The 14,361-nt window shown below is 51.7% G+C and carries 14 protein-coding genes and 5 pseudogenes; 14 read left to right on the top strand and 5 right to left on the bottom strand.

Features of this window, described 5'->3' with window-relative positions; all coding sequences use genetic code 11:
- Positions 1 to 138: 138 nt before the first annotated feature.
- Positions 139 to 1,122, top strand: a complete 984-nt coding sequence (locus PMA3_RS14510; protein WP_064677801.1) for an LLM class oxidoreductase — start codon at positions 139 to 141, stop codon at positions 1,120 to 1,122.
- A 181-nt stretch (positions 1,123 to 1,303) separates the two neighbouring features.
- Here the strand turns inward: PMA3_RS14510 and PMA3_RS32900 are convergent.
- The 3 genes and pseudogenes from PMA3_RS32900 to PMA3_RS33110 form a co-directional block, all read right to left on the bottom strand.
- Positions 1,304 to 1,417, bottom strand: a pseudogene (locus PMA3_RS32900) (zinc-binding alcohol dehydrogenase family protein); the annotation flags it as partial.
- Positions 1,418 to 1,846: 429 nt separating this feature from the next.
- Positions 1,847 to 1,985: pseudogene (locus PMA3_RS33115) on the bottom strand (transcriptional regulator); the annotation flags it as partial.
- Between the two features lie 44 nt (positions 1,986 to 2,029).
- Positions 2,030 to 2,320, bottom strand: a complete 291-nt coding sequence (locus tag PMA3_RS33110) for a hypothetical protein (RefSeq protein ID WP_082930329.1) — start codon at positions 2,318 to 2,320, stop codon at positions 2,030 to 2,032.
- 170 nt (positions 2,321 to 2,490) lie between these two features.
- Here PMA3_RS33110 and PMA3_RS33615 point away from each other — a divergent pair, with 170 nt between their 5' ends.
- The 3 genes from PMA3_RS33615 (at position 2,491) to PMA3_RS33100 (ending at position 3,323) form a co-directional block, all read left to right on the top strand.
- Positions 2,491 to 2,640 (top strand): AraC family transcriptional regulator, encoded by a 150-nt coding sequence (locus PMA3_RS33615; RefSeq protein ID WP_191637787.1) that lies wholly within the window; start codon positions 2,491 to 2,493, stop codon positions 2,638 to 2,640.
- 99 nt (positions 2,641 to 2,739) lie between these two features.
- Positions 2,740 to 2,973 carry a hypothetical protein gene (locus PMA3_RS33105; RefSeq protein WP_237140719.1) on the top strand — a complete coding sequence of 78 codons (234 nt, stop codon included), beginning with the start codon at positions 2,740 to 2,742 and terminating at the stop codon, positions 2,971 to 2,973.
- Between the two features lie 14 nt (positions 2,974 to 2,987).
- Positions 2,988 to 3,323, top strand: coding sequence for a helix-turn-helix domain-containing protein (locus PMA3_RS33100; protein ID WP_237140718.1), 336 nt, complete (start codon positions 2,988 to 2,990; stop codon positions 3,321 to 3,323).
- On the opposite strand, the pseudogene PMA3_RS14500 reads toward PMA3_RS33100, so the two are convergent.
- A pseudogene (locus tag PMA3_RS14500) lies at positions 3,253 to 3,614 on the bottom strand (IS66 family transposase); the annotation flags it as partial. The gene PMA3_RS33100 and the pseudogene PMA3_RS14500 overlap by 71 nt on opposite strands.
- A 244-nt stretch (positions 3,615 to 3,858) precedes the next feature.
- Here PMA3_RS14500 and PMA3_RS32490 point away from each other — a divergent pair.
- From PMA3_RS32490 to PMA3_RS30765, 10 genes and pseudogenes are all read left to right on the top strand, one after another.
- Positions 3,859 to 4,269 (top strand): thioesterase family protein, encoded by a 411-nt coding sequence (locus PMA3_RS32490; RefSeq protein ID WP_152032261.1) that lies wholly within the window; start codon positions 3,859 to 3,861, stop codon positions 4,267 to 4,269.
- Positions 4,270 to 4,283: 14 nt separating this feature from the next.
- Positions 4,284 to 5,594, top strand: coding sequence for a phenylacetate--CoA ligase family protein (locus PMA3_RS14490; RefSeq protein WP_064677798.1), 1,311 nt, complete (start codon positions 4,284 to 4,286; stop codon positions 5,592 to 5,594).
- A gap of 2 nt (positions 5,595 to 5,596) precedes the next feature.
- The gene (locus tag PMA3_RS14485; RefSeq protein ID WP_064680708.1) at positions 5,597 to 6,358 is read left to right on the top strand and encodes an enoyl-CoA hydratase/isomerase family protein; all 762 of its coding nucleotides are present in this window, start codon (positions 5,597 to 5,599) and stop codon (positions 6,356 to 6,358) included.
- A 47-nt stretch (positions 6,359 to 6,405) separates the two neighbouring features.
- Positions 6,406 to 7,509, top strand: a complete 1,104-nt coding sequence (locus tag PMA3_RS14480; protein WP_064677797.1) for a branched-chain amino acid ABC transporter substrate-binding protein — start codon at positions 6,406 to 6,408, stop codon at positions 7,507 to 7,509.
- Positions 7,510 to 7,581: 72 nt separating this feature from the next.
- A complete protein-coding gene (locus tag PMA3_RS14475) occupies positions 7,582 to 8,496 on the top strand; it encodes an ABC transporter permease subunit (protein WP_064677796.1) in 915 nt (304 codons plus the stop codon).
- A gap of 19 nt (positions 8,497 to 8,515) precedes the next feature.
- Positions 8,516 to 9,793, top strand: coding sequence for a high-affinity branched-chain amino acid ABC transporter permease LivM (gene livM / locus PMA3_RS14470; protein ID WP_269465844.1), 1,278 nt, complete (start codon positions 8,516 to 8,518; stop codon positions 9,791 to 9,793).
- A pseudogene (locus PMA3_RS33610) lies at positions 9,790 to 10,590 on the top strand (ABC transporter ATP-binding protein); the annotation flags it as partial. The gene livM and the pseudogene PMA3_RS33610, both read left to right, overlap by 4 nt.
- A 15-nt stretch (positions 10,591 to 10,605) precedes the next feature.
- A complete protein-coding gene (locus PMA3_RS32940) occupies positions 10,606 to 11,373 on the top strand; it encodes an ABC transporter ATP-binding protein (RefSeq protein WP_237140732.1) in 768 nt (255 codons plus the stop codon).
- A gap of 244 nt (positions 11,374 to 11,617) precedes the next feature.
- Positions 11,618 to 13,150: a sigma-54 interaction domain-containing protein gene (locus PMA3_RS14460; RefSeq protein ID WP_161491145.1), complete on the top strand. Its 1,533-nt coding sequence runs from the start codon at positions 11,618 to 11,620 to the stop codon at positions 13,148 to 13,150.
- 69 nt (positions 13,151 to 13,219) lie between these two features.
- A pseudogene (locus PMA3_RS30765) lies at positions 13,220 to 13,348 on the top strand (3-methyl-2-oxobutanoate hydroxymethyltransferase); the annotation flags it as partial.
- 297 nt (positions 13,349 to 13,645) lie between these two features.
- Here the strand turns inward: PMA3_RS30765 and PMA3_RS14455 are convergent.
- Positions 13,646 to 14,338: an HAD family hydrolase gene (locus PMA3_RS14455; protein WP_064677792.1), complete on the bottom strand. Its 693-nt coding sequence runs from the start codon at positions 14,336 to 14,338 to the stop codon at positions 13,646 to 13,648.
- Between the last annotated feature and the right edge of the window lie 23 nt (positions 14,339 to 14,361).

Below are 14,361 nucleotides of genomic sequence, written 5' to 3'. Positions count from 1 at the left end.
GGTCGACCCGACCAGCATGTACGGCGCAACGGGCGAAGACTACACCCATTACCCCACCTGTCGTTCCCAAGCGACCGATGCCTCAGCACCTCTTAAACAGGGGCGCTGTTCACGTTTCTCCCATTGAGGAAGATGAGTATGTATCGGCCGAGTACGATTCCTTATCAGCAGCACCGAGGGTTCAGCCGAACCTTCACTCAGGGGCATTTGAGCCTTGGATTGTTCTTTCCTTTGGAGGCCTTCGATGGGGACACTCCGAGCATGCTCAACCAGGTCGAATTGGCCAAACGAGCGGAGGCTCTGGGCTTCTGCGCACTCTGGTTTCGCGACGTGCCTCTTCGGGACCCTGGCTTCGGCGATGTTGGCCAACTGTTCGACCCTTGGGTTTACCTGGGCTACATGGCTGCTCATACGTCGGAGATAGCGCTTGGCACCGCATCCATTGCCATCCCTGTACACCATCCTCTGCACACGGCCAAGGCATCAGCTAGCGTTGATCAGTTGAGCGCAGGTCGCTTGATACTGGGGGTCGCTTCGGGCGATCGTCCTGTGGAGTTTTCGGCTTTCGGCGTCGATCCCGAAAGGCGCGGAGAAATCTTTCGGGAGCACTACGAGGTGATTCGCAGAGCCCACAGCACCAGCTTTGAGCCCATTCGCTGGAGCGGTGGTGAGATGCGGGGCGCAGACCTCATTCCGAAACCCACAACCCAAGTCATTCCAATGTTCGTGACCGGCAATAGCCGCCAGTCACTGGATTGGATCGCGCGCGAAAGCGTCGGATGGATCAACTATCCACGCATTCCGAACATGCAGCGAATGATCGTGGAAGATTGGCGGCAGGAGGTCATGAAGCAATGTGGCCCCGTCTATAAGCCCTTCACTCAGTCGCTCTACATCGACCTCGATGAGACCCCGTCTACGCCGCCCACTCGCATTCATTTGGGGTTCAAACTTGGACGCTACCATCTCCGTTTTTTGCTGGAGTCGCTTGAGGAAATCGGAGTGGACCACGTTATCCTGAATCTCAAATACGGAAAGCGCCCTGCTGCGGAAGTCATTGAGGAGCTGGGTACTCACATCGTTCCGCAATTCGGAGTACAGCCGCGCCCTGAAGCGAATTGATACGCCGGCCGCCGCCATGCCGGCCGAGGTGGTGCGGTTCAACAGGTTGAATCATCAGGCCGATACCTGAGCAAGGAATATCGGTTGCAACGGCTCTTCGAGCAGGTCATTTGCCGTGGCGGTGAAGCGCTGATACCAATGCATCGAAATACGCGCAACCGCCCTCACCCGATGAGTGAAATCAGAACCCTTCGAGAACGATCTTGCCCCGGGCTTTGCCGCTTTCGAACAGCGTATGGGCACGACGCATGTTTGCCGCATTGATCGCACCGAAGTGCTCGCCCACAGTGGTTTGCTGGCCGGACAGTCCTGAAGCTGCAGCCCGGTTTCCATGAACTTGGACCGATGAACATTTCCACGCCATCAGCCGTCGGACCTGTAGCAGAACATATTAACGACCTGCCTATGAACATATGACATGGCCCATAAGTTAAATCAAGTGTCAGGAGTATATCCCGGAAAGTCGTCAACAGCGTCTCTGGCCATTTTGATCATCCTATTGGTTTAGATTTCGCCAGTGACGGGCCCGTATTTTCATTTCAACGATACGTGGCAGCTGGTTATCCTGGCTGATGATGGGATTCACCGCTGATGGCCAGATCGATCAGCGACTTGTGACCGATCGGGTCATTCAAATAGAAGATCCCACTGGCCGTCCGCATCAGCACTGAATCATCAGGATGACTGGCTAGCCTGGGAAGTAGGTTTCGTGTTGTTACAGTTGATGGCCACTTTTGGTTTCGACGACTTCGCCGGTGTGAGGTTTTTGTAGACTTTAATTGGCGCGGCTTACGGCTGCCGGCTTTGGACTCAACAGCTGGAGCACAACGGCGGCCAACTTGTGGATCAAGCAGGTTGAATAGATACTTTATGTGGCGCCCCCTCCTACCAAGCTGCAGAGATAAGTCTAGGCAACATGCCTTTCAGCAGGTTTAAGACCAATCGCGAGTCGCCTTGCACATCCCACGCCCCATGCTAAGGCACGAGTCATTGATTCACCTGGCCTGGAATCAAGCGCCTCTTCATGCAAAGCCATGCCGCTCGCTGCATACACTCCAATGAACATCTGCGTGTTTCCCAAGGGCGACAGCCTCACTTGGACATCAATGACGGTTCCGTCGTCTAACGTTTCGTCGTGTGTTCGATGGTGAAGCGCCGGATCAGCCCATTGCCAAAACACATCCCCGCGAATTCGCATGCTTCGCCCTCCTACGTCTTTAGTCTTACATCCAGAAACACACCATAGACCACAGGCGTGATGACGCAACGTGTCATTGCGAGAGAGATTTCCAAATCGGATGACTGGCCGCGATTCTTGTACGCAGCGATTAAATTTGCATAGGTTTTGACGGCACTGAAAATCAAGGAGTGGAAACAGCCGCCAGGCTAGTCTCATGCACTTCACTATCGATCCTTGAAGTCAGCCTGGCGGTAGGTCTGGACTCCCCTTCTTATCTTGCCCGACTGTTTAAGCGCTACCTGAATCTCACTCCAAGCGAGCTACGCAGAACCCGATAGCGATCTGGCCCAAACGGGCGGATGTACGGCCCGATCAAGCGCTTTCGACAAATTGATGCCAGCCACAATAGACCTCGTTTCCTACATTTAGAGGTCACAATGAGCGACGAGGACGCTGTAGAAGTCTTCAAGCCCGGCCAGGGTGGTGGCAACCCGATACCCTTTGTTATCGATGCTCTTGGGTTTGGCGCTGAGCAGATCATGACGATCGCAGCCCCCTATCTGCGACTGGCAACCAATAACGAGCGGGCCAGACTAAGCCACTGGCAGGAGCGAAAAGCAAAAGAAATCATGATTGCAAACCTTGATGTGGCATTCCGATTTCGGTCGTAGCCAAAGAGTGTTCCTTGTCACGAAGTCATTTCTCCCGAGCTTTCAAGAAAGCTACGGGCCACTCCCCACGTGATTGGTTTCAGCTTGCGAGATTAACCCGAGCCAAAGAACTTCTTGAGCAAACCGACTTTTCTATTACTCAAGTAGGTATGGAGTGCGGCTTTGCTGATCAACCCCATTTCACTAAAATATTCTCAAGGAAATTTGGTATGCCCCCTGGAAAGTGGCGTGCAAAGGAAAAGCCTCAGCGTAAGCGTCCGCCCAATACACCTGGCGTGATTAAACGGACGCCCACCTGTGCGGCAACAGCTCGGAAATCTCACTCGCCCGCTGCGTCGGCAGGCGTGTAAGAACATCCTTCAAACAAGCATAGGGATCATGCCGTTGAGCCGCGCGGACTGGATCAAACTCATGATCGCCGCCGCACGTTTACCGCTGCGTAACGAGCCCGCGAATAGCCAGTTCGAGCCCCCAGGAGCCCACGGCCGGATTTGATTCTCGCACAAGTTATTATCGAGGGGCACAGCGCCGTTATCGAGATAGCGCGTCAACGCTATCCAGCGTTTGAGGCGGTAATCCAACGCCTTGGCGATGGCCGATCCCTCAGGCACAAGCTGCCTCTGGGCGATCATCCAGGTATGTCCGCACGCATACAATGAATCGAGTGCGACCAACTTTACAATGACGAAAAAAACGCGAAACAGCGGGAGATTAAACGCAAATTAATTTTACACTGTAAATTAATTTAACGTATTTAATATTTACAAGCCGCAACTTTTTCTAACGCCTCTCATTAAAAAATCAATGTTTTCAGCATGTTATAGACACACCTCAAACTGGCATTTTCCTTGCTATTAGTTAATAACAAAAACAATGAGGTGATTCATGAATATTGAAACCGATTCAACCCATTACGTGGATACTCCCGTCACTCTGAGTATGACAGCCAACTCATTTGCGACCCGCCCGGGAGAGAGCTACCCCGCTGTACTGAGCACGCCATTTCTGGTGAGCGAGCTTGAGCGAGTTTGCGCAGCATTGCTAGTTCCACTTCTGACCGAAGGAAAAGTGTCCGTCGGCGTATCGGTGGACATTGAGCACTTAGCGCCTACTCCTGTGGGTTCAACCCTTCGCTCTCATGCACGATTCGTTGGGCAAGAAGGAAAACTGTACTGGTTCGAAGTTTGGTCGGAAGACCCAGCTGGATCGGTTGGTCGAGGCAAGCATGCACGAGCCATTGTTGATCTGTCAGCCATTGAAAAGCGCGCCGCTTCGCGTAGTTCTGCACCTCTTTAAAAAAGGAAACTTTCATGAAGTTCGATTTACTGCACCCAGAATTCGAAACACTTCCAGAAAAAGAAATCCGCGATCTTCAGGAAAAACTTTGGGAGCAACAATGGGGTTATGTGCGTAGCACCTCTGCTTTTTACAAAGAAAAGCTTGGCGTGGCTGATGATCGGAATATCACCCTCCATGATCTTGAAGCCCTTCCTTTCACCGAGAAAGAGGAAGTACGACGCAGCCAGGAAGAAAGCTATCCATTTGGCACCTACATCGCCTGCGGCAACGAAAAAGTTGTACGCGTGCATCGCACCTCGGGCACAACTGGCCGGCCGCTGCAACTTGCCAACAGCAGGCGTGACGTTGATCTTATCGCTGTGGTGGGTGGTCGTGCTCAGTTTTCCGCTGGGCTTCGCTCCACAGACCGCGTCGTTCATTGCCTTAATTACTGCCAATGGACAGGCGGTGTTACAGATCACATGACGCTTGAAGAAGCAGGCGCAGCTGTCGTTCCATTCGGCGTAGGCAATACAAAACTTCTGCTCGATACGATTACCGATCTTGGGGTCACTGCGATTTCGTGCACGCCGTCTTATCCAGCGCTGCTTGAAAAGCTTCTGCGCGCTGAGGGTAAAAACCCACGAGATCTCAAGCTGCGCCTCGGTTTGTTTGGCGGCGAAGCAGGCTTGGATAACCTTGAGTTCCGGACTTCGATGGAAGACATCTGGGGCTTCAGCGTGCGAAATGCCAACTATGGCATGTCCGAAGTTTTGAGTAACTTCGCGAGCCAGTGTGATTACTCCAACGACTTGCATTTCCACGGCGCAGACGCGTTGTTTATTGAAATTCTCGATGCACAGAATCGCAGCCAGTCGATCCAGGAAGGCACCACGGGTGAACTCGTCTGCACCCACTTGGCGAAAGAATGCCAGCCGCTGGTTCGCTTCAAGACCCGTGACGTGATCTCTGTCACCGGCACCGGCCCTTGCGAGTGTGGCCGTACCGGCTTCCGTTTCCGGGTAACCGGTCGTACCGACGACATGTTCAACGTCCGCGGGATCAACATATTCCCAAGTGCAGTCCAAAAAGCCATTTTCAGCAGACCGGATCTGTCCTCCGGTCAGTTCCGAATCGTCCTGGAAGGCGCGGGCCCGTGGGATCGCATACGAGTGCGAGCAGAAGCCGCTGCGGGCTTGGGCGAGGAAGCTTACGAGTACGCGCGAACTGCGCTTGAAACAGCGATCCGGACTTTTGCCGGCGCGACAGCTGACGTGACGATGCTGCCGATTGACAGTCTTCCTCGCACCGATGGCAAGACAGCTCTGATTGAGAGGAAATGAAGATGAGCTACGCACTTTATGAGCGTCAGTGTGAAATCGGCGTCGTAACTCTGAACCGACCAGAACGCCTGAACGCTATTAGTGGAGATCTTCTGGCTGCATTCTCACAGTCCTTGAAAGACGCTGTGGCTGACGATGAATGCTCCGTCATTGTAGTTCGAGGTGAAGGTCGTGCTTTCTGTTCAGGCGATGACCTGAAAGAATTTGGCATTCAAAGCACGAATGAAGCGTCGATCAAAGCTCATATTACCGCGATTCAAGAAATCACTCATTTGATGATGGGCAGTGACAAACCCATCGTTGGTGCGATTCATGGTTTTGCCGTTGGTGGTGGCTTTGAGTGGCTGCTGAACTGCGACATTGTAGTAGCCGCCGACAATCTCGTTGCTTATTTCCCGGAAATGGACTGGGGACAGTTCGTTACAGGTGGCGTCACCCACCTCCTGCCACAGTCAATCGGTTATCAACGTGCCATGGAGCTTCTTTTGCTCGGTGAACGCCAGACTGCCGATCGCCTTCTGCAACTTGGTCTAGTGAATCGTGTTGTCTCTCTTGAAGAGTTGCAAGACACCGCTTTCGGCTTGGCGACCAAAATCGCCACAAAGTCCCGCTTTTCTGTTTCGCGCCTGAAAAAACTCATTAACAAAGACCTGGGTTCTGCATTGTGGCAGGCCGTTAAGTTTGAGGAGGAAGTAACCATAGAGGCGTTCAGTCAGCCTGGTGCCGCAGAACGTGTTGCGGGATTCATTAGTCGAAAAAAATAAAACCCTAACGATACAACAATGCTAATAATAAAAAGGGAAACAGTAAGATGAAAATCCAGCGAATTCTCACAGTCTCTATCGTACTCCTGGCACTCAACACTTCGTTGGTTCAAGCCAACGATGTTGTCGTAGGTGTCGCGGGGCCGGCAACGGGCCAATATGCCGCATTTTATGACCAGATCATTCATGGTGCTAAAGCTGCAACAGAAGTTATTAATGCTGCGGGTGGCGTGAACGGTAATAAAGTTGTTTTGGATATTCAGGATGACGCTTGTGATCCTAAGCAAGCGGTTGCGGTCGCCAATAAATTTGCAGCTCAGAAACCCGCTGTCGTTATTGGTCACTTCTGTTCGTCTTCTGCAATTCCCGCGTCAGAAATCTATGCTGACGCCGGCATTCCAATGATTGCTTCAGCCGCAAGCAGCCCCACCATCACCGAACGTGGCCTCGCGAATGTGTTTCGCACTTCTGGACGTGACGATCTGTCGGCAGTGGTTGCCTATAACGCAATTATTAAACAAAAGCTTGGCACCAAGATCGCTATCATCAATGACAAATCCACCTACGGTCGTGGTTTGGCTGATAACGTAAAAGCAGGACTCAATGCCGCGGGCGTGCAGGAAGTGGTTTTTGACAGCCTGACTCAAGGCGAGAAAGACTTTTCGACGCTCATCTCTAAACTCAAATTCGCAAACGTCGATCTGGTCTTCTTCGGTGGTTACTTCGCTGAAGGCGGCCTTTTGGTTAGGCAGGCACGTGAACAAGGCCTCAAGGCAACTTTCATGGGCGGTGACGGCATGGCCTCGTCAGAGTTCGCTTCTATTGCCGGTGCTGCCGGGGATGGCTTCCTGTTTACGTTCTATCCCGATCCACGTAACAACCCAAAGGCCGCTGATATTGTAAAGAAATTCCGCGACAGTGGTTATGAACCAGAAGGTTATACCCTCTACACTTACGCTGCTATCCAGGCCTATGCCAAAGCCGCCGAGGACGCGAAGTCCTTCGACGGCAACAAAGTATCCAAAGCACTGCATAGCGGAACATTCAATACTGTTCTTGGCGAAATGAAGTTTGACAAGAAAGGCGATCCTAGCACCGAACCTTTCATCATCTACACGTGGGAAGGCGGCAAGTACAAACCACTAATCTAAGATTAGTTACTATCGGCTTATGGCCCCTTAGCCATATGCCGACTATAGATAAAATTAGTTCAGGAGTTTGTAATGGGCTACTTTCTACAGCAGACGATCAATGGCCTGACACTCGGCGCCATTTATGGACTCGTCGCACTCGGATACACGATGGTCTACGGGATCGTCGGAATGATTAACTTCGCCCACGGCGAAATTTATATGATTGGTGCCTTCATCTCCTTGATCGCGTTCACCGCACTGGGTCTGGTGGGGATTACTTGGGTACCGTTGGCAATTCTTCTGGTGTTGGTGATTGCAGTGCTTTTTACTGCTGTTTACGGCTGGGCTGTTGAGCGCATTGCCTATCGACCATTGCGTCGTTCGTTTCGACTTGCACCGCTGATTTCAGCAATCGGCATGTCTATTTTCCTGCAAAACTATGTGCAGGTTCTCCAGGGTGCACGCACCCGCTCGCTCCCTCAAATGCTGTCGGGTGGCTTCACGCTCTGGGAGACCGAAGGCTTCTCTGTGCAGGTCACGTTTATTCAAATCTGCATTGTGATACTGACGTTCTGCTTGATGGGCTTGCTGTACCACGCTGTTGAAAAAACACGCTTTGGCCGTTCCCAGCGTGCTTGCGAGCAGGACATGGAAATGGCTGGCATGACAGGCATCAACGTGAGCCGGACGATTTCGATCACCTTTATGGTGGGTGCTGCACTCGCTGCCGCCGCAGGACTGATGACAACTCTGTACTACGGCTCCGTGGACTTTTTCATCGGGTTCCTGGCTGGTGTAAAAGCATTTACAGCCGCAGTTCTTGGCGGTATTGGCTCCATTCCTGGGGCAATGGTTGGGGGACTCTTCATCGGGTTGGTCGAAGCCTATTGGGGCGGCTATGTGTCAGGCGCCTACAAGGACGTGTCGGTGTTTGCCGTACTTATTCTGGTTCTGACGATCCGGCCTACAGGCCTTTTTGGCCGTCCGCATATGGAAAAAGTTTGAGGCTCAGATGAAAAAGTCAATTACCCATACCCTAAAGAGCGCATTGCTCCCCGCGCTGATAACGGTCTTACTCGCCTTACCTTTAGCAGGTCTGCAGCTGCAAGATCTCAGCGGCAAAAATGGTTTAAACATTCGGCCACTTTGGGTCATCGTTCCGGCCATTATTGTCTTCATCGGTCATTGCCTCCTGCAAATCCTCCGGGATCGACACACTGTAAAACCAAGCGTAGGCAGGCCATCTAACAAATCGGCGCTTATTGCGCATATTTCGCCACGACTGTTTTTGATGGTCGGCGTCGTCGCGATTGTTTTTCCGCTGTTGCCTTTCACGAGCCGCTACGAACTTGACCTGGCGACCACGTTTTTAATCTACGTAATGTTGGGATGGGGGCTAAACATTGTTGTTGGCATGGCGGGCCTTCTCGACTTGGGCTACGTCGCCTTCTACGCAGCAGGTGCATATACGTTTGGCTACCTTTCGGTCAACTACGGCATTAGCTTCTGGGCAGCACTGCCACTGTGTGGACTGGTTGCCGCCTCGCTCGGGTTCTTGCTCGGCTTTCCTGTATTGCGACTGCGAGGGGACTACCTGGCGATCGTTACACTGGGATTTGGTGAGATCATTCGTATCTTCCTCATCAACTTGACCGATGTCACTGGTGGCCCCAACGGTATTGCCGGTATCGCACGGCCTACCTTCTTCGGCCATCCATTCGTGGCGAGCGTACCAGACGGAACAATGACCTTCGCAGATATCTTCCACCTGGACTTTTCCGCAGACCATCGGATCGCGTGGCTCTACTACATCATTCTCGGCCTGGTAGCGCTTACCTTTCTGCTGACCGAAAGATTGCGTCGACTGCCTATCGGTAGGTCTTGGGAAGCACTGCGCGAAGATGAGACTGCCTGCCAGGCTGTTGGCATCAACCCGACCTCGGTAAAACTGACTGCTTTCACTCTGGGCGCGATGCTGGGGGGATTCGCGGGTTGCTTCTTCGCCGCAAGACAGGGATTCATAAGCCCCGAGAGCTTCACTTTCACAGAAAGCGCCATCATTCTTGCAATCGTCGTTCTGGGTGGCATGGGAAGTCAGTTGGGCGTGCTTCTCGCAGCCGTTGTACTAGTTGGTCTCCCGGAGCTGGGACGCGAGTTTGCTGAGTATCGGATGCTGCTGTTCGGACTTGCAATGGTCTTCATCATGATCTGGCGACCCCAGGGTTTGATTGCGGGTAGGAAGCCATCGATCCTTGCTCCCGCCGAATTACCCAATCTTCAAGTTTCGGAGTCATTGCGATGAGTCAGGCACAGAATTCCAGACTTCTGTCTGTTGAAGGTTTGAACATGTGTTTCGGTGGTATCAAAGCGATCGACAGCTTGAATTTCAAAGCGGCCAGCGGAGAAATTACGGCGGTGATCGGCCCTAATGGCGCCGGGAAAACGACTGCCTTTAACTGCGTCACCGGCTTTTACAAACCGACGTCTGGAAAAATTTCCATTGAGGACGGTAAGTCTAACCTTAGAGTGGACACCCTCTCCGGCCATCAAATTGTGACTAAAGCCGGCATTGCGAGAACATTCCAAAATATCCGCCTATTCAAAGGGATGACAGCACTGGAAAATTTGCTGGTGGCACAGCATACGGCACTCAGCGGCGGCGGAATGCTGCAGTTCAAAGGCTTGTTCGGCTTGAAAGCCTACCGTGACAAAGAAGAAGAAGCTGTTGTGAAAGCCATGAAATGGCTTCGGCGGATGAACCTTTCTACACGTGCAGATGATCTGGCCGGCGATCTTTCCTATGGGCAACAGCGACGTCTGGAGATCGCACGGGCGATGTGTCTCGACCCGGGATTTCTCTGCTTGGATGAGCCAGCTGCTGGACTAAACCCAAAAGAGTCGGGTGAACTGGGGGAGGATCTGCAAAGGCTGAAACACGAAGATGGAGTCGGTGTGCTGTTGATCGAGCACGACATGAGTGTCGTGATGAACGTGTCGGATCGCATCGTAGTACTTGAGTACGGCAAAAAACTGGCTGAAGGTACTCCTCAGTACATTAAGGAGCACCCAGGTGTTATTGCTGCCTACCTTGGTCACAGTGACAGTGAAAATCCACTGAAACGCTTTCCACGTGAAGGACGAGTACCTACAACCTTCGCACCATCGGTTCTCGCTGTCGACAACATCCATGCGAGCTATGGCGCAGTTGAAGTGCTCCACGGCGTTAGCATCGAAGTAAATCAAGGTGAAATCGTAACGCTGCTGGGTGCCAATGGTGCTGGCAAGTCAACGCTGCTCAAAACCGTGTTTGGTTCGCCGGCTGTCAAGAAGGGCTCGGTCTCTTTCAATGGTAAGCCGCTTAACGGTTTGCAGTCGCACATGGTTGCCGACCTTGGCATTGCTCACTCACCGGAAGGCCGCCGGATCATGCCTAAGATGACCGTTTTGGAGAATCTCCAAATCGGCGCATTTCTGAGCGATCCGAAGCACTTTGATGAAGATCTGCAAAAAATCTACCAGTTGTTCCCTCGCTTGAAAGAACGCGCATGGCAACGCGCCGGTACCATGTCGGGCGGTGAACAGCAAATGCTCGCTATTGGACGAGCGCTCATGCAAAGGCCAAAATTGCTTTTGCTCGACGAACCATCGCTGGGCCTTGCACCGATCATCATTCGCCAGATTTTCGATGCAATTCAGCGGGTTAATCGGGAGGAAGGCATTACTATTCTGCTGGTGGAGCAAAATGCTGCAATGGCACTTTCGATAGCGGACAGAGGTTATGTACTGCAAACTGGGCGTGTTGTGCACTCAGGCGATGCTGAAGTACTTATTTCTGAACCAGAAATCAGAAACGCTTATCTTGAGGGGATGGCAACGGCATGAGCTTGAAGGACAAGCTGACAAAGTGTGAGCTGTTCATACATTAAAGGTTTTTGAGAGCGCGAGTGCGATGGAACCGGCAAAGGTTGACCCACTGATTTCTCACCTAAGCGAGTTGTGTGACTTGTATCGCTCGATACTGCCCGATTCAACGGTCGGCGTTGCAGTCTACGATGACGATCATCGATTGAGGAACTCTGCGGGTTCGATTTCCTTCCCTACGAAGGTGCCATCGGATCGTTGCCCTATGGATTTCACACCATCCATTGGTGATTATCGCGGTCGCTTGCTCTCAATAATCAAAATGGCCACAGGAAGTAACCAAGGCTCGCCCTACTTTGCCGTTTGCACTGAAGAACCAATCTCAGAGGAGGTGCTTATCCGACTCTGCAAAATGGGCTCAGGTTTTGTTGCTAGAACAATTGACCTGCTTGACCAAGCGAGTGTGTCCCAACAACTGTTCCGAGAACAAAAAGCAATTATGGACAACATGTCCGACGGACTGTTGGTTCTTGATCGAGTCGGCGTGTTGCGCTATCTCAATGCTCCAGGGGGACGCATGCTGGGTGTCGACCCCAAGAAAAGCATTGGGCGTGCATTACGCGAAGTCATCGACTTTGAACCCTTCATCACCCCGATTTTTTCCACCAAAAAAGGCTATGTTGACCGGGAGCTTGAAATTCGCTCAAGCAAAGTTAACCTGCATATTCTTGATACCGCCGTTCCAATTATCGATGAAGAAGGCACAGTGGTATCCATCGTCAACACTTTTCATGAAATCGCTCGGGCCAAAAGGTTGTCCAACCGAATGGCAGGGGATCTGGCTCGGTACCACTTCACTGATATTATTGGACGCTCTCCGAAGATTACTGAGGTCGTTGCCATTGCGAAACGCGCAGCCAAGTCAGAATCCAACGTTCTACTGTATGGGGAAAGTGGTACAGGTAAAGAAGTATTCGCTCAATCTATTCACAATGAAAGCAGGCGCGCTGGCGCTTCGTTTGTTGCAGTCAACTGCGCCGCTCTACCCCGGGATCTGATAGAGAGTGAGCTATTCGGTTATAGCCCAGGGAGTTTCACCGGAGCTGACAAGGCCGGTCGCTTGGGTAGATTTGAGCTCGCGAGCGGTGGAACAATTTTTCTTGATGAAATCTCAGAAATGCCACTTGATGTGCAAGCTAAATTACTGCGCGTGCTTCAAGAGCGTCAGGTCACCAGGATCGGGGGTGCAACGAGCATTGCGTTGGATGTACGGGTCATAGCAGCAGCGAACCGTGATTTAACCGAAATGGTTTCTAAAAGGGCCTTTCGGGACGATTTATTTTATCGTCTAAACGTCCTTCGAATTGACCTGCCATCTCTTCGAGATAGACCTGATGATATAGAGCTTCTCGTCGACCAATGTGTACAAAGGACGTGCACGTTACTGCATCGCTCACTCATCGAGCTTGGCCCGGATGTTATTAGCAAACTGCGCCGTTACAGATGGCCCGGTAACGTCCGACAACTTCAAAACGTTATCGAACGTTTGGTCAATATGACCGATGGCGACCATGTCACAGAAATGCCTCCCGATTATCTGGCAGACGAACATTCAGATCTTTCGTTGTCCTCTGCGCCTGACAACTGCGAGAGCGTAATTAGCCTTGCTGAAACGGAGCGCCGCTCAATTTCCGCTGCGCTTCGAGCTTTCGACAACAATATCACGAAGACGGCTTCAGCCCTGGGCATAACACGGCCGACGCTCTACAAAAAGCTAAAACAGTACAATGCCTATTGATTGCCAATGATGAAGCGGGGACTCATTTATAACTTTCTAGCGAACGTCAAGCGAGGAAACAGGGGTTTCAGCCAGACAGTACGCATTCCCGTCATCAGCATCGGCGCAGAGTCGAGCACTGATGGTCAGGTATTGGTTCGGCACGGTATGCTCGGCATGTCATTGACAGGTCGAACCCCAAAATTCGTGCGTAATTTTTGCTAGGGTACTGGGCTGGGAAAACACCAATTTTCACTGCCGCGATATAAGCTTCCAGGGCGGATTGGATGCTATTTTCACTAGCTACTCAGCTCCAAGCAACGCGTAACGACAACGTCGTCTGAGTCATATTGATACGTCATCGAGTACGCCATCGTTTGATGCGATAAGGCGCAATATTCAGCGTAAAAAACGGCATTAACACCATCCATAACAACCACTGAGCACTGCGCCAAAACCCTTTAAAGTAGGATTAATACTCAACTCGTTGTAAATACAAAGACGGAGTGCCTGCATTTACCAAGATGCCTCAATCACGTCTCGTAGCCCAGACAGATTTCTGAACTCATAAAGTGGGGCAGGCGTGAACTTGCCCCGGGCTTCCCCATAACGGTTGATCCAAGCCACATTCATACCCAGCGGCATTGCGCCTTCGAGGTCGGCAAACTGGGATAGGGAAACATGCAGAATGTCTTGCGCAGGCACGGACAAACGATCTATCGCCCGCTGAAATATCAAAGCGGAAGGCTTGAAAGCTTTCGCCTCTTCAGCCGTTGTGGCCATTGAGAATTCTGCTTTAAACGGGTTCAGCTCGAAGAGGCGGTTGTCCATGTTCGTGATTGGCATCAGCGGGTAATGCTGTTTAAGTACAGAGATAATCTCCAGCACCTCAGGATGGGGTTTTGCCTCCCCCGTCATAGTTACCAGAAGCGTTTCTGTCAGATCACGCCAACGCTCAGGGCTCGTTTCGAATCCAAGTGGTTCCAGCACATCTTTGAGACCAAGCAACGCATTGTCGAAATAAGGACGCCATGTGGTGGATCGGTAGCGCCGAACGGTAGCATCATCCCATTGAAAATAGAGATCTTTCACGTTTATACCAGTCACTTCACTTTCAGCGAGAACTTTGCCCATCCCGAGCTGACCGCTGGTGTCTACGTCAACAAGCGTTCCCCAGAAGTCGAAAGTGATAGCTTTAAATGTGCGCATGTGCCGACCCTAATTAATGTAGT

The organism is Pseudomonas silesiensis, assembly GCF_001661075.1.
Taxonomy (GTDB): Bacteria; Pseudomonadota; Gammaproteobacteria; order Pseudomonadales; family Pseudomonadaceae; genus Aquipseudomonas; species Aquipseudomonas silesiensis.
This window is presented reverse-complemented; position numbering and strand designations above follow the sequence as displayed.